General features: G+C 33.1%; 17 protein-coding genes. 6 read left to right on the top strand and 11 right to left on the bottom strand.

Going from position 1 to position 20,846, the window contains the following annotated elements; genetic code table 11:
• Positions 1 to 133: 133 nt before the first annotated feature.
• Complete coding sequence (locus tag OLM57_RS15510; RefSeq protein ID WP_264564598.1) at positions 134 to 454, bottom strand: YbaB/EbfC family nucleoid-associated protein; 321 nt, start codon at positions 452 to 454, stop codon at positions 134 to 136.
• Between the two features lie 139 nt (positions 455 to 593).
• On the opposite strand from OLM57_RS15510, the gene OLM57_RS15505 reads away from it, so the two are divergent.
• From OLM57_RS15505 to OLM57_RS15490, 4 genes are all read left to right on the top strand, one after another.
• Positions 594 to 2,654, top strand: coding sequence for a S9 family peptidase (locus tag OLM57_RS15505; protein WP_264564597.1), 2,061 nt, complete (start codon positions 594 to 596; stop codon positions 2,652 to 2,654).
• A 73-nt stretch (positions 2,655 to 2,727) separates the two neighbouring features.
• Positions 2,728 to 3,768 carry a PLP-dependent cysteine synthase family protein gene (locus OLM57_RS15500; protein ID WP_264564596.1) on the top strand — a complete coding sequence of 347 codons (1,041 nt, stop codon included), beginning with the start codon at positions 2,728 to 2,730 and terminating at the stop codon, positions 3,766 to 3,768.
• 241 nt (positions 3,769 to 4,009) lie between these two features.
• Positions 4,010 to 4,261: a hypothetical protein gene (locus OLM57_RS15495; protein WP_264564595.1), complete on the top strand. Its 252-nt coding sequence runs from the start codon at positions 4,010 to 4,012 to the stop codon at positions 4,259 to 4,261.
• Positions 4,212 to 5,186, top strand: coding sequence for a LamG-like jellyroll fold domain-containing protein (locus tag OLM57_RS15490; RefSeq protein WP_264564594.1), 975 nt, complete (start codon positions 4,212 to 4,214; stop codon positions 5,184 to 5,186). The genes OLM57_RS15495 and OLM57_RS15490 overlap by 50 nt, the downstream gene beginning before the upstream one ends.
• Positions 5,187 to 5,277: 91 nt before the next feature.
• On the opposite strand, the gene OLM57_RS15485 is transcribed toward OLM57_RS15490, so the two are convergent.
• The 7 genes from OLM57_RS15485 to OLM57_RS15455 form a co-directional block, all read right to left on the bottom strand.
• Positions 5,278 to 5,988 (bottom strand): YebC/PmpR family DNA-binding transcriptional regulator, encoded by a 711-nt coding sequence (locus OLM57_RS15485; protein WP_116762873.1) that lies wholly within the window; start codon positions 5,986 to 5,988, stop codon positions 5,278 to 5,280.
• Between the two features lie 99 nt (positions 5,989 to 6,087).
• Positions 6,088 to 8,118: a S41 family peptidase gene (locus OLM57_RS15480; RefSeq protein WP_264564593.1), complete on the bottom strand. Its 2,031-nt coding sequence runs from the start codon at positions 8,116 to 8,118 to the stop codon at positions 6,088 to 6,090.
• 8 nt (positions 8,119 to 8,126) lie between these two features.
• Complete coding sequence (gene gcvT / locus OLM57_RS15475; protein WP_264564592.1) at positions 8,127 to 9,209, bottom strand: glycine cleavage system aminomethyltransferase GcvT; 1,083 nt, start codon at positions 9,207 to 9,209, stop codon at positions 8,127 to 8,129.
• Between the two features lie 322 nt (positions 9,210 to 9,531).
• A complete protein-coding gene (locus tag OLM57_RS15470; protein WP_264564591.1) occupies positions 9,532 to 10,056 on the bottom strand; it encodes a GNAT family N-acetyltransferase in 525 nt (174 codons plus the stop codon).
• A 40-nt stretch (positions 10,057 to 10,096) separates the two neighbouring features.
• Positions 10,097 to 11,461, bottom strand: coding sequence for an MBOAT family O-acyltransferase (locus tag OLM57_RS15465; RefSeq protein ID WP_264564590.1), 1,365 nt, complete (start codon positions 11,459 to 11,461; stop codon positions 10,097 to 10,099).
• A gap of 120 nt (positions 11,462 to 11,581) precedes the next feature.
• Positions 11,582 to 12,610 carry a hypothetical protein gene (locus OLM57_RS15460; protein WP_264564589.1) on the bottom strand — a complete coding sequence of 343 codons (1,029 nt, stop codon included), beginning with the start codon at positions 12,608 to 12,610 and terminating at the stop codon, positions 11,582 to 11,584.
• A gap of 447 nt (positions 12,611 to 13,057) precedes the next feature.
• Positions 13,058 to 14,578 carry a glycosyltransferase family 39 protein gene (locus OLM57_RS15455; protein WP_264564588.1) on the bottom strand — a complete coding sequence of 507 codons (1,521 nt, stop codon included), beginning with the start codon at positions 14,576 to 14,578 and terminating at the stop codon, positions 13,058 to 13,060.
• 411 nt (positions 14,579 to 14,989) lie between these two features.
• On the opposite strand from OLM57_RS15455, the gene OLM57_RS15450 reads away from it, so the two are divergent.
• Together OLM57_RS15450 and OLM57_RS15445 are read left to right on the top strand one after the other, a co-directional pair.
• Positions 14,990 to 16,831: a DUF1800 domain-containing protein gene (locus OLM57_RS15450; RefSeq protein WP_264564587.1), complete on the top strand. Its 1,842-nt coding sequence runs from the start codon at positions 14,990 to 14,992 to the stop codon at positions 16,829 to 16,831.
• Between the two features lie 11 nt (positions 16,832 to 16,842).
• Complete coding sequence (locus OLM57_RS15445; protein ID WP_264564586.1) at positions 16,843 to 18,450, top strand: DUF1501 domain-containing protein; 1,608 nt, start codon at positions 16,843 to 16,845, stop codon at positions 18,448 to 18,450.
• A 54-nt stretch (positions 18,451 to 18,504) separates the two neighbouring features.
• Here the strand turns inward: OLM57_RS15445 and OLM57_RS15440 are convergent, their stop codons facing one another.
• The 3 genes from OLM57_RS15440 to OLM57_RS15430 form a co-directional block, all read right to left on the bottom strand.
• Positions 18,505 to 18,972: a DUF1569 domain-containing protein gene (locus OLM57_RS15440; RefSeq protein ID WP_264564585.1), complete on the bottom strand. Its 468-nt coding sequence runs from the start codon at positions 18,970 to 18,972 to the stop codon at positions 18,505 to 18,507.
• 167 nt (positions 18,973 to 19,139) lie between these two features.
• Positions 19,140 to 19,730 carry an HD domain-containing protein gene (locus OLM57_RS15435; protein WP_264564584.1) on the bottom strand — a complete coding sequence of 197 codons (591 nt, stop codon included), beginning with the start codon at positions 19,728 to 19,730 and terminating at the stop codon, positions 19,140 to 19,142.
• Positions 19,731 to 19,733: 3 nt separating this feature from the next.
• Positions 19,734 to 20,621 carry a YitT family protein gene (locus OLM57_RS15430; RefSeq protein ID WP_264564583.1) on the bottom strand — a complete coding sequence of 296 codons (888 nt, stop codon included), beginning with the start codon at positions 20,619 to 20,621 and terminating at the stop codon, positions 19,734 to 19,736.
• Between the last annotated feature and the right edge of the window lie 225 nt (positions 20,622 to 20,846).

Raw genomic sequence — 20,846 nt, 5'->3', positions numbered from 1 at the left:
AATAATTGTTTATTATAAAATTCAAAGCCCAGATTCTGTATCAGAATCTGGGCTTTGTTTACTAAAAGAGCATTCATTTATTGTATAAAACGGATTTAATCTTTAAACTATTTTAAACAAACTAAAACCCTTTTTACTTAAACATATCTTCCATTCCTGGAATCATTGGCATATCCATTTTGGTCACGGCATCCAGTTCGGTTTGGTTTACTTTTGCTGCTTTTTCAATTGCTTTGTTTAAAACTAAAATCAAGTAATCTTCCAGTTGTTCTTTGTCTTCCAATAAAGAATCATCGATGGTGATTGATTTTATTTTGGTATTGGCAGTCAAAGTTACTTTTAATAAATTGTCACTACTTTGTTCGTCAATTAGTACGGTGTCTAAACGTTTTTTAGTATCTTCGATTTTCTGTTGGGTTTCTCTAAGTTTACCCATCATTCCCATTAAATCCATTTTGATGATTTTTAAATTATTGAAAAGCAAAATTACTGAATTTGATGCTTATTTACGTTAAATAAGATAAAAAACGAATTCGTTTTAAAATCGCTTTGTGTTATTTTTGCATTTTAAATACTAAAACCACTCGCTAACAATGCCAGAAACTATACAACCTCCAATTGCTAAAGTAATCCCTAAGAAATTAAAGAAATTTGGTGAAGTTAGAATTGATAATTATTTTTGGTTAAATGATCGTGAAAATCCTGAGGTTATTGATTACTTGAATCAAGAGAATGCCTATTATCAAGAAAAAACAGCACATACCAAAGATTTTCAAGCGCAATTATTTGAGGAAATGAAAAGTAGAATTAAGGAAGATGATCAATCGGTTCCTTATTTGTACAACGGTTATTACTACATCACCCGTTTCGAAAAAGGGCAAGATTACCCTATTTATTCCCGAAAAAAAGAAAGCCTTTCGGCAAAAGAAGAAATCCTTTTTAATTGCAACGAAATGGCCAAAGACAAGCCATATTTTCAATTGGGAGCATTGAGTGTTAGCCCTGATAATAAGTTGGCTCTGTTTAGTTATGATATCGTTGGGAGACGTATTTATACGATTCAAATCAAGAATTTGGTAACCAACGAAATTCTGGATGATAAAATAGAAAATGTTACTGGAAGCGCCGTTTGGGCTAATGATAATAAAACTATTTTTTACTCGGATCAGGATGAAAAAACCTTGCGTTCGGATAAAATTTTTAAACATAAATTAGGTTCAAAACAAGCGGATGATGTTTTGGTTTATTTTGAAAAAGACGAAACGTTTAATGTAGAAATTGCAAAGTCCAAGTCCAGAAAATATTTGGCGATAGAATCCAGTAGCACACTCACAACCGAATATCAAATTCTGGATGCTGATAATCCGGATGGAGAATTTAAAGTTTTCCAGAAGCGGGTAAGAGGATTGGAATACAGCATCAATCACTATGGAGATAGTTTTTATATTATGACCAATAAGGACAAAGCCGAGAACTTTAAATTAATGAAAACCACTGTAAATAAGACTTCAAAAGCCAATTGGGTTGAAGTTATTGCGCACAGAAAAGAAGTCTTATTGGAAGATATCGAGATATTCAAAGATTTCTTGGTTGTAGAAGAGCGTGAAAACGGTTTGAATAAAATTCGCATCATGCCTTGGAGTGGTGAAGGGGAGTATTATCTGCCTTTTGAAAGCGAAACCTATACGGCATATACAAGTTCAAATGTTGATTTTGATACTGATATATTGCGTTACGGCTATCAGTCTATGACAACGCCTTCGTCGATTATTGATTTTAATATGAAAACGAAAGTCAAGGAAGTCAAGAAGGAGCAAGAAGTGTTGGGAGGCAAATTTGATAAAAATAATTATATTGAAGAACGGGTTTGGGCTACTGCCGAAGATGGTACTAAAGTCCCTATTTCTATGGTATATAAGAAAGGATTAAAGAAAGATGGAAATAATCCGTTGCTTCAGTATGCTTATGGTTCTTATGGACATTCTATGGACGCTACGTTTTCATCGACTCGATTGACTTTGTTGGATAGAGGTTTTGTTTTTGCAATTGCACACATACGCGGGGGCGAAGATTTGGGAAGGCAATGGTACGAAGATGGAAAGCTGTTAAAAAAGAAAAATACTTTTACAGATTTTATAGATTGCTCTAAGTTTTTAATAGCCGAAAAGTATACATCTCCACAGCATTTATATGCCGAAGGTGGTTCTGCTGGAGGTTTATTAATGGGGGTTGTTGTCAACATTGCACCTGAATTATACAATGGAATAATTGCACAAGTGGCTTTTGTAGATGTTATAACCACTATGCTCGATGATAGTATTCCACTTACAACAGGGGAATATGATGAATGGGGTAATCCTAATGTTAGAAAGTACTATGATTATATGTTGTCTTATTCTCCTTACGATAATGTTTTGCCTCAAAAATATCCCAATATGTATGTGTCAACAGGTCTTCATGATTCTCAGGTACAGTACTGGGAACCAGCTAAATGGGTTGCTAAATTACGTGCTTTAAAAACCGACAATAATCTCCTGTTTTTGGATACAAATATGGATGCAGGGCATGGTGGAGCATCAGGTCGCTTTGAAGCCATAAAAGAATTGGCAAAAGAGTATAGTTTTTTATTAGATTTAGAGAAAATTCAAAAGTAATTAGATTTTTTTTGTTAGATTTGCATCATATCGGGGTAAATTAAAAAAATGCTCTTAGATAAACTATTTTTTTATGAAAGAAGAAATAAATGCTTATAATAATGTTTTAGAGTTAATAGGGAATACTCCTCTTATTAAACTAAATAAAGTCACTGAAGATTTAGAAGGTAATTTCTACGCTAAGGTCGAATCCTTCAATCCAGGACATTCATCGAAAGATAGAATTGCTTTATACATCATAGAAGAAGCAGAAAAACAAGGTCTATTGTCTCCTGGAGATACCATTATCGAAACTACTTCAGGTAATACTGGTTTCAGTTTAGCAATGGTGAGTATTATAAAAGGATATAGTTGTATTCTTGCAGTAAGTTCAAAATCGTCTAAAGACAAGATTGACATGTTACGGAGTTTGGGCGCGAAAGTATATGTTTGTCCGGCTCATGTTTCTGCAGATGATGATCGTTCTTATTATAATGTTGCCAAACGTTTGCATGAAGAAACTAAAGGATCGGTTTATATTAATCAATATTTTAATCAATTGAATATTGACGCACATTATAAATCTACTGGCCCTGAAATTTGGAAACAAACCAATGGTAAAATAACGCATCTTGTAGCTTGCAGCGGAACGGGTGGAACTATTTCCGGAACAGCCAAGTATTTGAAGGAGCAAAACCCAAATATTAGAATTCTTGGAGTTGATGCATTTGGTTCGGTTTTGAAAAAATACCATGAAACAAAAGAATTTGACAATGATGAAATCTACCCTTATAGAATAGAAGGTTTGGGAAAGAATTTAATTCCATCAGCTACAGATTTTGATATTATTGATAAATTTATCAAAGTTTCTGATGAAGAAAGTGCTCACTCAGCAAGAGAAGTTACCAAGAAAGAAGGTTTATTTGTTGGATATACTTCAGGTGCCGTTATGCAGGCAATAAAACAATATGCTGAAGAAGGTGAATTTGATGAAACAAGTAATGTAGTTGCTATTTTTCCAGATCATGGTTCACGATATATGAGTAAAGTATTCAGTGATGAATGGATGAATGATCAAGGATTTTTTGATAGTATCAATGAAGAAGAAGCTCAAAAAATTGAATTTATAAAATAATTCAATTACAATATATCAATTAAACTCCAGAAGCATCTGGAGTTTTTTTTTTTGCTTATTATTTACTTTTAAATTTCAACCTTGATTTTGAATATTTTTTTTGGTTGTATTTTTCTAAAAAAAAATATAAATCCAGTCATTTTGAGTAATATTGATAATATAATGTTTATGTTAAAAAAACGGTTGATTTGTGGTTATAGAAATCTAATGCTATTCATTTGTTGGATTTTCAATAAAAATTATGGCAGTAAATCAACAAGGCAGTTTTTTATTAGCACATTTGTTTTCCGCCTTTAAAATTAAAAATCACAATTTTTGTGGATTTAACGATTTTTTTAACCATTTATCGAAAAATTTAGGTTCGTTATTAATTGTAGTGTTAAGTTTGTGTCAAATAAATGAAACCACATTATTTATTGTTTCAAATTTAAACCCTACAGATTATGAAAAAAATAATACTCTTTGCTTTGTTAGTATTATCTCTTCAAGTTAATGCTCAAACACCAATACAAGAATTTAAATTTAATGGTAATCGTAGCAACACACAAAATGATAATTCATTTTTGGGTATCGATAAATTTGTAAATGATAGAGCAGGTGTTGCTAATAGTGCAATACGTGTTTCAAATACTACTATGGAGGTAACTCTTCCTAATTTGCCGCTTTCAAATGCTGCAAGAACAATTTCTATTTGGGTAAAATATAATGATATTACTACTGCCAACTATATTTGGGGTTATGGTTCTTCGTTTAATGCTCAATATTTTGGTTTATTGCAACAAAGTACCACCACTGCAAAATCTGATTTGAATCTTGCAGGTTGGGGGCCAGCTAATGATGCCATAGTAAATACAACTATTGCAGTAAATACATGGTACAATTATACTGTTACTTATGATGGGCTTACCTCTAAGATTTATAGAAATGGTGAATTGATACGATCTTCAATAAGCCCAAGAAAGTTAACATCTGGTATAGTTTTTTCTATTGGAAAAATGGGATCTGCAGTAAGTATAAATGCAGATATTGATGATTTAAAAATTTACGATGTTGCTTTAACAAGTGAAGAAGTTGCGGCGCTATATAATGACACGCCTATTTTAGCTCCTAACAATTTAATTGTTGAAACAAAAAAAGTTGAGACAAAAAAAGTTGAAACAAAAACAACGTTAAAAAAAGGTACAGCAAAAAATGGGAAAACAACTTCAGTTGCTGTAGCAAATTCCAATATTGTATTGAATACTCCTATTGAGACTATTGCTTCTAAAAAATCTGAAATTTTTTCTACACAAGGGCAAAAAGTAATTGTTAGTGATAAACAAGAAATAAATATTAGTACTTTGCCAGAAGGTACCTATTTGTTGAAAATAACGAATTCTCCTCAAAGCGCAAGTTCAAAAAAACTGACTTCTAATTAATTTGAAAAGACTTAATTAGTGGTTTATTATAAAAAAAGGGAAGACAAATTTTGATTTTGTCTTCCCTTTTTCAGTAACTTATATAATAGTATTATTCTTCCATGGTATGATAAACATTCATCACATCATCATCTTCTTCCATTTTTTCGATTAATTTCTCTACATCGGCCATTTCGGCTTCTGTAAGTTTTTTTGTGATTTGTGGAATTCTTTCAAAACCGGATGAAAGGATTTCGATATTTCTATTTTCAAGTTCTTTTTGAATGGTTCCAAAACTACCAAAAGGAGCATAGATTAAAATTCCATCTTCGTCTTCAAAAACTTCTTCAGCTCCAAAATCAATTAGTTCTAATTCTAATTCTTCTGGATCCATTCCCTTAGCCGGAATCCTAAAATTACAAGTGTGATCAAACATGAACTCTACAGAACCTTGTGTTCCCATTGTCCCATTGCATTTGTTGAAATAACTTCGTACATTAGCTACTGTTCTATTGTTATTGTCTGTTGCAGTTTCAATCAATAGAGCGATTCCGTGAGGGGCATATCCTTCAAACAAAACCTCTTTATAATTTGCGGTGTCTTTGTCAATTGCTTTTTTGATGGCACGTTCTACGTTCTCTTTTGGCATATTCGCTGCCTTTGAATTTTGTATTACTGCTCTCAATCTAGAATTGGCTTCTGGATTTGGTCCGCCTTCTTTTACAGCCATTACAATATCTTTACCAATTCTAGTAAATGCTTTGGCCATAGCTGACCAACGTTTCATCTTTCTTCCTTTTCGAAACTCAAATGCTCTTCCCATTTCTTTTTGTTATTTTGAACTGCAAAAATACAGCTATTCCTTATTTTTCCAAAATCAATTTAAATCTTTTAATTAAATATAGTATAAATTAGTCTGTTTTTATTTCATTGCTTTAAAATCCTCTATTATTGATATTGCTTCATCAAGATAATGGTTGGATTTTAAGGCATCCAGTTGTATTTGATTGTATTCTTTTTGCGAAGGATAAATTGTAAGTAAGGATTCGTTGTATTCAGAATTGGTAACATTTAAACTCAATTCCTTGTTGTCGAATTTGTTGATTTCTTCTGCTAGATTGCTAATTTTTGTTTGGTCTTCAAAAACAGCCTCCAAAGTCATCGGTATTTCCAGTTTTGGTTTATTGATTATCGAATCTATTTTGGTATTACTAGCTTTCACTGAATTAAAATAGGAGTCTTCTGTTACTCTTTTTGAGCTTTTTTGAGCTAGTTCTTCAATCAGGCTATTTTTTACGTAAGTTCGATATTGTATGTGAGTATCCAGGCTGTCGTTTTTTAATGCAGTTGGAAATGCACTTTCTTTTTGAAAAACATCTTGATAAATGGTTGGTATTTGTACGTCTGGAATTACACCTATGGCTTGATGGCTTTTTCCAGATATTCTATAAAATTTATTTAATGTTACCTTCACAAAATGTTGATCATCATTTTTTTCTAATGGTGCAATTGTTTGCATAGTTGCTTTTCCAAGTGAAGTACTTCCAATTAAAAGAGCTCTATTGTAGTCTTGAAGGATTGCAGCAAAAAACTCACTTGCCGATGCTGAGTTTCCATTAATAATTAGGACAATTGGACCTTTATAAATAACACCTTTGAAAGGATCGTTTATAACAGCCATTCTTTTTTTATTATCGACGATTATGGAAATTGGCCCATTGTCAATGAATAATCCAGCTAGTTTTACGGCTTCTTCCATAGATCCTCCACCATTATCTGTAAGGTCAATAACCAATCCCTTGATGTTGTCTTTCATTAATTTGATAGTCTCTTTGGCTACATCTTGTGCACAACCTTTTCCACTTCCGCCTTCAAAATCAGAATAAAAGCTAGGTATTTTTATATATCCAACTTTAATGTCTTTTTCTACAACAAAACTGTATACTGTGTTATCGGCATCTTTTAATAATTGTTTCTCAATAAATACATCAAACGGTTTTCCAGAGTTTCTTTTAAGGGTCAGTGTTATGTTTTTATTGGAATCGGATGTCAACAAATTTGAAATAGATTCCAGAGAGGAACAGGAAACTTTTAAAGTCTCTTTTTGATTGGAAACAGATAGTATTTGATCTCCCTTTTTTACTTTACCCGTTTTAAAGGCAGGTCCATTCGGGTCTATTTCGCTAATAATTATTTCGTTTTTATCGTTTAGACTTACATTTAAACCTAATGATAAATGCTCTTTTGATAAAGTACCAACAAAACTAGATTTGGTGTCGTTACTAAAGTAATTGGTATGCGGATCAAAATAGCCGCAAAAAATATCAAAAACAGCATCTTCAAATGATTTGTCATTCGATAGTGAAGCGTTTATTTTACAAAGTTCCGTGTCTATAGTTCCTGTTTTTGATTTTAGAACCATAGAATTAAAATTTGTTTTTAAAGAGTCTAAATTTTTACTTTTTCCAGCAATATCACTTAATACTTCAAAACGGATTTTTTTGGACCACGCTTTTTCTACTTCATTGGCCTTTAGATAAAAATTAAATTTTTTTTGTTTGAATCGTATCGTATCGATTTTATTAAAATCAATAGTTTCTTTGTTTAATTTTTCTAAAATAAGTTTGTTCCGCAACAAATCATCTTTGTATATCGATTTGATTTCCGTGATAAAAGAACAATCTTTTTTTAGAATTAAATCATCTAAATTGAGTCTGTACTTGTATGAAAGGGCATCGTATTGCGTTTTCAAAAATATGTTTCTGGATGGATCTAGTTCATCCATTATATTATCAAAAACATAAGCCGATAAACTGTCGTTTACCGGCTTTGGACTATAGTGTTCTTGTTGGATTAGTTTATTTATTTTAAATAGAATTTCACATGTGGCATCACTATTTTGCGCAAATAGAGTAAATGTGGAAAATAGGAATACAAATGTGGTTTTATTCATTTAAAAATTTATTTTTTATAAAAAGGGAGTTTTACTACTTTGGCAGGAACATCATTTTTTCTGATTCTGATAAAAATGTCACTGTCAACAGCACTATTTTCGGTACTTACATACCCCAAACCAATTCCCTTATTCATTGATGGCGACATTGTTCCCGAAGTCACAATTCCAATTACAGCGCCATCAGCATTCACAATTTCATAATCGTGTCTCGGCACGGCACGTTCTTGCATTTCAAAGGCTACTAGTTTTTTGGTTACGCCAGCTTCTTTTTGCAATTTTAAAGCGTCAGAATTAGTGAATTCTTTATTGAATTTGGTAATCCATCCCAATCCTGCCTCAAGTGGAGAAGTTGTATCGTTAATGTCATTTCCGTATAAGCAAAAGCCCATTTCCAAACGCAAGGTATCTCTCGCTGCCAGACCAATTGGTTTGATTCCGTAAGCTGCTCCAGCCTCGAAAACTTTATTCCAGATTTGTTCTACTTCAGTGTTTTTGCAATAGATTTCAAATCCACCCGAACCAGTATATCCAGTTGCGGAAATAATTACATTGTCGATTCCTGCAAAATCGGCTACTTCAAAATGATAATAGGCAATAGTAGATAAATCGATAGACGATAAGGATTGCATGGCTTCAACTGCTTTTGGTCCTTGAATGGCCAATAACGAATAATCATCCGACAGATTTTTCATCTCAACGCCCAAATCATTGTGAGCCGAAATCCAATCCCAGTCTTTGTCAATGTTAGAAGCATTTACAACCAGCAAATACTGCTCTTCTTTCATTTTATAGATAATTAAATCATCTACAATTCCACCATCATTATTTGGTAAGCAAGAATATTGCGCTCTACCAATCGTCAAAGTCGATGCGTCATTTGAGGTCACTTTTTGAATCAAAGCCAAAGCATTAGGTCCTGAAAGCAAAAATTCTCCCATGTGTGACACATCAAAAACACCCACTGCATTTCGAACCGTTTCATGTTCTGCATTTACCCCTTCGTAAAGAATTGGCATATTGTAACCCGCAAACGGTAGCATTTTCGCTCCCAAACCCTCATGTATGTGCGTTAAAGCAGTATTTTTCATTGTGTTTTATATAAATAAATTAAGGTGCTAATTTATAGCTTTTATTTTGCTTTGCAAAGCCTATAAATAGTGAAATTAATTTTATGGATTTACGAATAAGGGTATCGGCATTACAAATATTGCCATTGTCAAACAATATAATATCAGTTGTTTAGTAACTTTTTAAGGCAATGGAATCTCGGTTTGATTAAGCCTCAATAAAATTAGCAACCGTTTCATGCAGTTTTTGCTGATCTTTATTTAGTAGCTACTGTTCCTGTAAATAATTTGAGAGAGAAATGGTTGTGAATAGTAGTATTATTTTTTTATTTTACAAAGATGGTTATGTTAAATCTATTTCCATAAACAATAAATACTGTCTGAACTCTTCGGGAATTTCAACCTCATCATAAACGGGAATTGCTGCAAAACCAAAACTTTGGTAAAGAGCATGTGCCGCTTCCATAAATTTTGGGCTGTCCAATCGTACTTTTTTGTAACCAGCATCTTTTGCGGCATTTAGTAAGGATTGAAGTATCGCTCTTCCAGCACCAATTTTCCTGAAGGATGGATCTACATACATTCGTTTGATTTCACCTATTTCACCATTGATACTTTTTAGACAGCCAATTCCGCAGGCTTTTTCATCAATGAATGCAAGTATAAGACGTCCGTTTGGCGGTAAGAATTTGGAAATGTTTTTAATATCTTCTGCAACTGCTTCTTCCGGATTATGTGGGTGCACACCATAAAGCAGTTGCATTTTGTCGTTTCCCCAGGTTAGATAATCTGTCCATAATTGTTTGATACAATCAATGTCGTTGGGAAGTTTGGCTTCACGAATTTCAATAACCGAATTAGTATTCATGTTTAAAATTGTTTTTATAGTTGTATTTCAATGTTCAGTTTTAAAACTGAAAATAGATAAATGAGCTTCCACTTTCTTGAGACCAAATAATTAATAATACGAGTATTGACCATGCAATCCCAAGTTTCCACCAGGACAATTTATGTGCTTCATCCAATACTTTAGTGTTTCGCATAAACCAATGACATATTAAAATTGTGGGAATTATAACTGCCACTTTTATGATGGCTAATGTGGTGAGCAATGCTTTGCCATCGGTTGCATTACCTGACATGGAAACGAGCATATCCCACGCTTTGGAAAAAGTGTCGGCGCGGAAAAAGACCCAAGTAATATTTATTAACATAAAAGTTAGTAAAGCATATAAAAAACCACGCAATCCACTATTAACTTTAATTTTATTGATTTCAAAACTATTTTTGTGTTCAATGTCTTTTATTCGGTCTCTAAAAAACTTTTCAACCCATAAATAAATACCGTGTAAACCACCCCAAACAACAAAAGTCCAGTTTGCCCCATGCCATAAACCTCCCAATAACATAGTAAGCATTAAGGCATAATAGGTGCGAACTTTTCCATGACGGTTTCCACCAAGCGGAATATATAAATAGTCTTTAAGCCAACTTGATAAAGTAATATGCCAGCGTTTCCAAAAATCTGAAAAACCAATCGCAGCATAAGGATAATTAAAATTTTGAGGTAACACAAAACCCAAACACAAAGCCACTCCAATGGCACATGTAGAATAACCTGCAAAGTCCAAAAAGATTTGCCCAGAAAAGGCCAAAACACCAATCCATGCATCTAAAGAAAGGAGTTTGTCATTTGAACTAAATACAGCATCTGCAGTTGTGGCCAACATTCCATCGGCTAAAACCACTTTCATAAACAATCCAAGTGAAAGCAATAAAAGCCCATCAAAAAATTGTTTTCGAGAAGTAGTTCTAGGTGTTTCAAATTGTGGAACCAGTTGTGGTGGACGAACAATTGGCCCGGCAACCAGATGCGGAAAGAAGGTTACGAATAAGGAGAAATCCAGCATCGATTTTACAGGCTCACTTCTTTTATGGTACATGTCAATAGTGTAGCACAAGGTAGTAAAAGTATAAAATGAAATTCCGGCCGGCAGTATAATATTGGGTTCGGCCGGATGGTAATTCAATCCAAAAGCATGTACAAGAGTTACAAAATTTTCGAGCAGGAAAGTGCCGTATTTGAAAAAGCATAGCATGCCCAGATTTCCGATTAAACTCAAGACAAAGAGTAATTTTTTCTTATAAGGATTGTCTTCGGTATAAAGTGCTTTACCAACAAAAAAATCTATAAAGGTAGAAAGCCAAAGTAAAAGGATAAATGGCGGATTCCAAGCGGCATAAAAAATATAACTAGCGATTAATAGATTCACTTTTTTTGTTTTCCATGAAAATGGAAGGTTGTGTAAAAAAAGAATGATTAAAAAAAAGACGATGAAGGTATAGGAGTTAAATATCATAATTCGATTTTTTTATAGTTAGTTAGATACATTTCAAAATTTCCAGCCTTTGTCTTTCTCCAATATTTCGATAATATTTTTGGTAAATATTTTGGCTTGTGGGGGACTTAAGTGAGAAAATTCAGGACATTCAAAATGGGCAATTGCTGGATAATCTTTAAAATAAATTCCTTGGCATTGGGTTACTTTTAATAATCGATCCCAGTATTTTGATCTTGGAAAAGCCATATTTTCGCCTTGTAAATAAGGTCCGCTTGAAGGGGTTCTCACAAAAATTATTTCACCACCTCTTGCTTTTATTTTGTCAGTAGCCGTTTTTACAGAATTAAAAATTGCTGTTAAGTCTTTTTCAGACATCGGAGGTGCTTTTTTACTCATTTCAGCAAAAAAATGCCAAATTCCCTTTACTTGACCAGTAAGTTTTGGGTCATTTACAAACGCTTCCGTCATACAAGATTGTCGCTCATACGTATTTCGGTTAAATTCCCATGGAAAAATAGGCATCATAAAAACACCAGGTCGACTTGGAATTTCTAATGCATCTAATCTAGCATTCAAAGAAAAATCATCTTTTTCCAGAAATACAAAAACAGATTCTAACGGTTTATTGATGAAAAAACTGGTTTGTTGGGCAGGGGTTCTATCGTGATAATATTTAATATTTTCTATTGGTTTTTCACTATTGTGTGGAGCGTTCGAAAAAAACAATCCTTCGGTGACGTCAATGACAAGTTTACCTTTGAAATTTGGATCATTGGCTAAATCTTCTAATAGTGGTCTCGGACAACTGCCTTCTATTGCCAGTTGAACGGCATCAAAACCAGTTTGACTTTTCCATGTAGGGATGTCAAGATCATATTTATTTCGTGATGATCCGATAAAGACTACAGTATTATCTGGAGATTGATACACTTTTTCTCTCGAATTAGACCATAAAGGAGGACCATCATCATAAGAATGGTTTACACCAAGATGTCTGAGATAAATTTCCCAGACCAATACAACACAAAGTGTTAGTACTGCCATTAAAATTGCCGATTTTACAAGAGAGTTGTTTTCCATGTAATGTATTGTTTTTTGGTTATAATTAGAATTGCGTTTTTCAAAAGTTGTTTAGTATTAGTTAAAAAAAATACTAATACTGACTTACTACAATCAGTATATTCTAAAGAGAATAATACGATTGTATTCTTATTGATGTGGGGAAAAACTTAAAATCAAATCACAGTAAATATCTTATTTGGGATAGATATGTATTTTTTGTGATTGTTTTAACAAAAATAGTAAAAAAAAAGTGTTAAAAAATACAAATTAATTATTTTAATTAATTGAGTTGTGTTTTAGAATATCATTTTTTCTTTTCATTATGCAAAATGAAAACAATGTGTATCGGAAGAGTATATAGCTTAACAGTCACTATTAAAGGATTTGCAAGGGAAATAAAAAGAGATTTTTTCGATAAGCTTGGTATTTTCAAACTGGACTAAAAAAAATGTTTTTTACGTGTAATCAGTATTTTTTTTCTGCTTCTATTTCTGTTTTTATCCTTTGATTGATGTCTATTTTTGCTTTTTCGAAAACAAAAATGGTAGTTCCGTATTCTCGTGCAAGTAAATTCGTTATAGAACCTCCAATGTATGATTTTTCAAAAAAGGGACTTGTTTCTTCCAATTCGGTTTCTTCGTTATTCAACTCTTTTATTCGAATTAAATTCACATATTTTTTATCCAATTGAAACCAATTAACATAATCGGCATTGAAGGAAAGAGCTGTAATGTTTTTATTTTTTGTATAATAATTGATAGCACCCGCCTGCCCATAATTGTCGCAAAGAATAAGCGTTCGCTCACCTTTAGGAAGTGTAGCATAAATGGAGTCTGTTTTATGGGCGAGTTCTTTCCAACCAAGCATATCGGCATAATCTTGTGGTAATTTATGGTCTTTGCCATCCTCCCAACGCAGTAATCCAAACTTTTTGTACGTTTCAGAATGGTTTGCAATGTACTCTGGGCTTTTATTTGGGAACATAATTTTGGATATTGGTATGAAAAGCAAAATTGGAATTGCAATCGCTACAGGTTGCAAATACTTTTTCCAACCGGATTTTAAAATAGTTTCGAGATAAACAGCGCCAAAGGCAATGTAAATGGGATATAAACCAATGGCATAATAACTTTTTGCTTTTAAATATGTAAAAACTATTAGTGTAAAAACCAATGTCCAGAAGAAAAAACGGTACTTTTTGAATGGAGGATAAAAAAGAAAGCCATAAAGTGCTACAAGGATTACATATAATGATCCTATAAAGAAAAACAGTTGGTCTTTTAGAAAATCCCAACGATTTACATTTACCAACTGTGTTTTTGCCAATATTTGCATATGGTGGTACACAGGAAAGTTGTTGTTATACTGCCAGATTAAGTTAGGTAAAATGAGTAGCAGGAATAACAAAATAGAAAAATAAAAGTTTTTATTTTTAAAAGCAGATCGGTTGGTAAGTAATAGAGCAGGGAAGACACCAACCAATAAAAAAACAATATTATACTTATTCAAAAAGCCAAATGCCAAAACTAGCATCCCAATATAAAACCATTTGGAGCTTTCGGTATTGGTATATTTAATCAAAATAAAACAAAAAGTGGTCCAACAAAGAACATCTAAAGAATTGGGCTGATACAAACCGTTTATTCGTAAAAGAGCCGAAAATAATACAGAAGTTGCTCCCAATAATAAGGCAAACGTGTTTCCTTTTAATTCTTCAATGGACTTCCAAACTACAAAAAGTGTCAAAGCCCCAAATAACGCTGGAAAAAACCGAATCCAAAAAATTGAATTGCCAAGAGAATAAATAATATAAGATATCCAAGAGGTTACAGGCGGCACCGATAGATAACCCCAAGCCAAATGGTGCGCTTGGTCAAGATGTAAAAATTCATCGCGTTGCAATTCATATTCCGGACTTATTAAAATATATTGCAATGCAAATTTTAAAAGGATAAAGCTTAGTAATAGGGCTGTTTTTTTTGTCATTGATGTTGCTTTATATTTACTTGGATGCCAAATTGAAATAAAAGACATCCGTTTTTGACAGTAAATATAATAGATTTAAACTACAAATATAAAAAGGTATCATTCAATATTTTTTGCGTATAAAAAATATTAAGGTACTTATAATTAACTTATTTTTTCTTTAAATCGACTGATTACCAATGTTTTGTTGTGATATTTTTGCTCAAAACATCAAGTTTAGAGATTTTAAGCTATTATGTTCTAATTGAGTAATTTAAAGGAACAATTGCATTTTTGGTTGGTGTTTTTTTTACTATCACGTAGAAATACGTGTTCTTGGTTTTTTTTATTTCTGTTATATCGAATTATATATATTTGCCGTTACTATACGGTAATTGGCTATTTGTATTTAAATATTGAAATTATTTTTTTATGGGAAACATTACTTTAACGAGGCGTACTTTATTGACTAAATTACTTAAAAAATTATTCGGTGGTGTCCAAGAAAAAGATCCTTTATTCGAAAAATATTCGCGTAAAATATATAACGGCAGACGATATTCTTCGTTAACTAATCCGAAGAGGGATCTTACCGCGAAGCCGGGTTCAGAGGCGGAGCGCGTAACCCCAGTAACAAGCGGACTTGCACCTTATAACGGAGCGTGGACTACTGCTGAAGCTTTGCATCTATTGAGAAGAACAGGCTTTGGTTTTAAAAAATCTGACGTTGACAGAATACTTGGACTTTCAATGAATGGGGCAGTAGATTTGATTTTGACTGTTGATGCAACACCTCCAATACCTCCCGTAAATCATTATAATAATGTAAAGCCCGATGAAAATGGGCTGCCTTATGGCGCCGATTGGACAAATGATGCGTTTGCCACAAATGATATCGGTGGTGATACCAATGGCAACAGAACTTCAGGTTTGGCTTCCTGGTCGCTGGGACTTGCGTTTAATCAGGATATAACAATTAGGGAAAAAATGACTTTGTTTTGGTATCATTTTATTCCAATAGATTTTGAGTTTATAAAGCAATCCAGCAATGAATTCAGTAATACAAATTCGGCCCGTATTTGTTATAAGTACATGAAAATGTTTCGGGACAATGCCACTGGAAATTACAAAACATTGATTCGGACTATGGCTACTCAGCCTGCAATGATGTTTTATTTGAACAATCAGGCCAATACCAAATCGGCACCAGATGAAAATTTTGCTCGAGAAGTCATGGAACTTTTTACACTAGGGAAAGAGGAAGCCAGTCAATATACCGAAGCTGATGTAATTCAAGCTGCCAAAGTTCTTACTGGCTGGAGAGTTCAAAATTTGAACACCAATACCGAATCTACCAATTTTATTGACAAACTGCATGATACCAGTTTAAAAAGGTTTTCACCATTCTTCAATAACACAGTAATTCCTAATACGGGCGCAGCAGAATTGGATTTATTTATTGATATGATTTTTTCCAAATCGAAAGTAGTTTCCGAATACATTTGCCGCCGTTTGTACCGTTTCTTTGTGTATTATGATATTGATGCCAATGTAGAAGCAAACGTAATTGTCCCTTTGGCACAGTTTTTTGTAGCCAGCAATTGGAATATTTTGCCTGTGCTAGATAAACTTTTCAAAAGCCAACACTTTTTTGATATGGCCAACAGAGGTGTTTATATCAAGTCACCCTTGGATGTAATTGTTGGTACAATGCGCACCTTCAATATTAATTACAATGTGTCTGATGCTACCAATTATGAGGCACAATATGATCTTTGGAATACTTTCAATTATGCGATGTACGATATGCAACAAGCCATGGGTGCGATTCCGAATGTGGCGGGCTGGCAAGCCTTTTATCAAAAACCTTCTTTTCATGAGTATTGGATCAATTCGAATTCGATTCAAAGGCGTTATGGTCTAATCGAATACATGTTTTATGGTTTTGATATGGAAAAAAACGGATTAACTACAAGAATTGAAGTTGATGTTATTGCGTTTGTCAAACAGTTTCCGAATGCCACTTGCGAAGACCCTAATTTACTGGTAAGTGAATGTATCAACTATTTATTGCCTATTGATTTGAGTCTTAATGCCAAAAACACGATCAAATCACAAACCTTACTAACGGGGCAAGATTCTGATTATTATTGGTCAGGTGCCTGGCGATCTTATATTAATGATCCAACTAATATGAATCTACAAATTGTAAAAACCAGAATACGAAGTTTGTTGCTAACGATTGTTGAATTTGCTGAATATCAGTTAATGTAATTTATACAAAAATGGAAAGAAGAAAATTTATAAAGACAACTGCTATTGCGGCTTCAATACCTTTAGTGTTCAATCATATTCCGGTTATGGCTTCGTCTCAAATCGAGAGTGAAAGTTTACAATTGTTGGCTAACGCTGCAGCAGGATGTGGAAAAATATTAGTTATTATTCAGATGAATGGTGGAAATGATGGTTTGAATACGGTCTTGCCAAGGGACAAATGGAGCGAATTAACCAATGCGCGTTCCAATATTTTAATGAAAGAAACGGATGTTTTGCCTTTGCATTATAATGAAACAACCGGTTTGCATCCCGCTATGAAAGAAATGCAACAATTGTACAATAATGGTAAAATGTTGATTGTGCAAGGAGTTTCTTATCCAAATCCCAGTTATAGCCACTTTAGAGCTACAGATATTTGGTTTACCGCATCAGACAGTGACCAATCTTTGCAGTCTGGTTGGTTGGGAAGAGCGTTGGATACTATTTACCCAAGTTTTCCAAAAGGCTATCCAAGTGCTGATAATCCAGATCCATTAGCCATACAAATAGGTTCTACATTACCTTTTTCTTTACAAGGGCCAAAAATAAACATGGCCTATAGTGTTCAAAAACCTGAGGATTTGTTGAATGTAATTAACGAAACTTCAGATCCAGCACCCAACTCAGATTATGGGCGTGAACTGACTTTTTTGCGATTGATGAAGGATCAGAGTAATGCATACAGAGCAGCAATTCAGAAAGCTTATAATGTTCCAAAACCGCAATCTGCAACATATCCGAATAAAAATGGATTGGCAGATCAGTTGAGAATTGTTGCCAAATTGATTAATGGAGGATTGCAAACCCCAATATATGTTGTCAATCATCCCAAAGGATTTGACAGTCATGAGAATCAAGTATTGGATTCCGATAGAACACTTGGTAAACAGGCCGAAAATTTGAGTATTTTGTCGCAGGCAATTGGTGCTTTTCAAGAAGATTTAAAGATTATTGGAAAAGCAGATATTGTTACAGGAATGACTTTTAGTGAGTTTGGACGAAGAATCAAAAGTAATGACAGCTCAGGTACCGATCACGGCTCTGGTGCACCAGTACTCTTTTTTGGAGCAGCCTTAAATACAGGAAGAGGAACTGTCGAAGGAACACCAAATCCAGTTACAGGTATGATTGGAACTTCTCCAGATTTGCCACAAGCAGCCACAGTAAATGATCAAGTGCCTTTTCAGTATGACTTTAGACAAATTTATGCCACGATTATGCAAGATTGGTTGTGTATGACCGAAGCGCAATCGGATGCGGTACTGGGAGGATCTTTTGAAAAATTACCAATTTTTAAAACTGATAAATCGATTTATTATCCCAATACGGATTTTATGTCTATTTTTCCCAATCCAATAACAACCAACCAAATTAATATCCAGTTTTATAACTTTATAAATAGTTCAGTCACTGTGAGTATTTACAGTATGCTGGGATCCAAAATATTTGGAAAAGCCTATCAGGTTGATGGAGATATTTTAAGTTTTAGCACAGATACAATGCTTTCATCGGGAACCTATATTGTACAAGCAGTTTATAATAGTGTCAAATTTAATGCAAAAATGATAGTATTGTAAATAGTTTTCTTTTGAATCAAAAACGCTAAAATCACTTTGAGCGTTTTTTTTATACTAAGATTTGATACTTTCAATTATTGCATTTATAATTTTGTTATGATGATGGGTATGAATTTTAACGAATTTGATAGTTTGTTTCAAATTCAAATTTCCCATAAAAGGATGTTCAAAATAACTGTTTGCGGGTAGAGTACTCAGTTTATCCAAATTGCTTTTTGCCTTTTCAAGATGAATTTTTAATGAATCAGTTTTTAAATCATCTTTTGGTTGAACTGCTTTTGGCGCTCTAACTCTTCCTCTAGGAATTTTATTCAATGTAAAAACTAGAATTCGATTAAAGTTAAATGTTTTTTTGTAATTCTCTGGATTTGATTTCTGTATAGATTCAATTACTAAATTCATAACTAGTAATGAATGCTCAATATGCCAACCTACTGAAGATTTAGAAACCAATGGATTGATAATTTCTTGATTTTCGATTTTGCTTTCTAAGTCAATAAGTTGTTCTTCGAGTTCATTCATAATAATTGGATTTAATAATTTTTAATAAAGCTGAGGGAATGATAGTAAAAAAAGCAAAATTTGATGCACCAATTTAGATATCAAAAAGTAAATATAATTGATTTCAAGAAAAATCATTAATAATATCAGAAAAATAAGGTAATTAAGCTTGATTCATTTTTCAAAAGCTAGCTTTCATTTTTTTGTTCAATAAGAATGCTAAGGTTTTTTAATTTTAAGGGATTTCTGAATTGAATGCAATACGAAGTGTGATATTGGTGTTTTTGAAGAAATTTTATTTGAATTTCATTCCATTCTAAAATGCTTAGATTTGGATTTGTATGTTTTATTTCTAAATATAAATTAGTTCCAATGCTTTCAAAATTATCGGTACCGAGATATTCTAAATCGGCATCGGCTAGTATGGACTCTAATTTTGTTTTGGGTTCTTGTGGAATGGAGGTTGCTCTAATCATTCCTGCAATCATTTCAATTTCGTTTTCAGTGTATCCAAAATGCGTTAATTTGTCTTTGGCTAGTTGTATGCTTTCTTCCTCATGTCCATCAGAAACAGAATTGATAAAACCGGCATCATGAAATAGAGCGGCTGTTTTTATAAGTAGAATATCTTCGTCAGATATGTTTTCTTTATGTGCAATATATTCAGCCATTCGGATGACATGTTCGGTATGTTTCCAATCATGATAAGTTAAAAAAGGAGCTAAGTTCTCTTTTAAAGAATTCATAATGGTATGGTACAATAAATCCCAGTTTTTCATGTATTAATGCTTAGCCTTGTTTCTTAAAATGCCACCTCTTGCTTCTTTGATGTATTGTATGTACATAAAAGCATGCGGATCCAATTGACTAACTTCTTCTTTTATTCGCAACAATTCCAAGCGGGTTACGACTGTTATTATAATATCACAATCTGTTTTTTCATGAAATGCATGAGGTAAATAGCCTCTTTCTCCTTTAATGACTGTAATTCCTTTGCCAAATTGCTGTACAATAAGCGATTTTATAGCTTCACTTTGCGATGAAATGATGTGCAAAGACGTGTATTGTTCTATACCGTGGGCAATGTAATCGAGTGATTTTACTGCCGAAAAATAGGTGACAATTGAGTATAAAGCAGTTCCTATGCCAAAAGACCATGCTGCAGAAAGAAATAGAATTGAATTTATACCAAAAATTACTTCAGATACATTAAGGCCAATCTTTCTGGTTGTGAACAAGGCTAGAATCTCTATTCCATCAGCGGCAGCACCACTCCGAATGACAAAACCCATCCCCATTCCAATCAAGCATCCTCCAAATAATGCAATCAATAAACGATCAGAGGTCACGGGCTGAATGTCAATGAATGTCATACTACCTGCTATCATCAAAAAAGTGATTAGGCTTTGGATCGCAAAAGTTATCCCGAGTACTTTTTTTCCTATAAATAAAAATGGTATATTTAATAGCAGTACTAAAATACCAAAAGGAATATGCGAAATCTCATGAATCAAAATAGAAGCTCCAATAACTCCTCCATCCAAAAATTTATTTGGAATCATAAAGCCTTTTAATGCTAATGTGATTAGTGCAACTCCAACCAAATTAAGAATGATATTTTTCAGTTCGAATATTTCTTTCCAGTCAATAGGTTCTTGGTTGATGTTCATATTTTCTTGAGTTTTAATAGTTAAGTCCGTTTGAAAATATACGTACTGTATTTAATAACAACAGGTTATGTTGTAAATTTAAGAAAATACTTCTTTTGAGTGCTTCTTTTTTATTTATTTTTTTCAAATACCGTTATTAGACCTTATCTTTCCGTATTTTATCGATTTTTGTTAATTTTTAATTATAAAAACTGTAAATTTGGCTAATGTGTTGATTAAACGTCA

The organism is Flavobacterium sp. N3904, from assembly GCF_025947305.1.
In the GTDB taxonomy this organism is placed as follows: Bacteria; Bacteroidota; Bacteroidia; order Flavobacteriales; family Flavobacteriaceae; genus Flavobacterium.
Note: the sequence above shows the minus strand (reverse complement) of the source record. Positions and strands in the feature narration are given on the sequence as shown.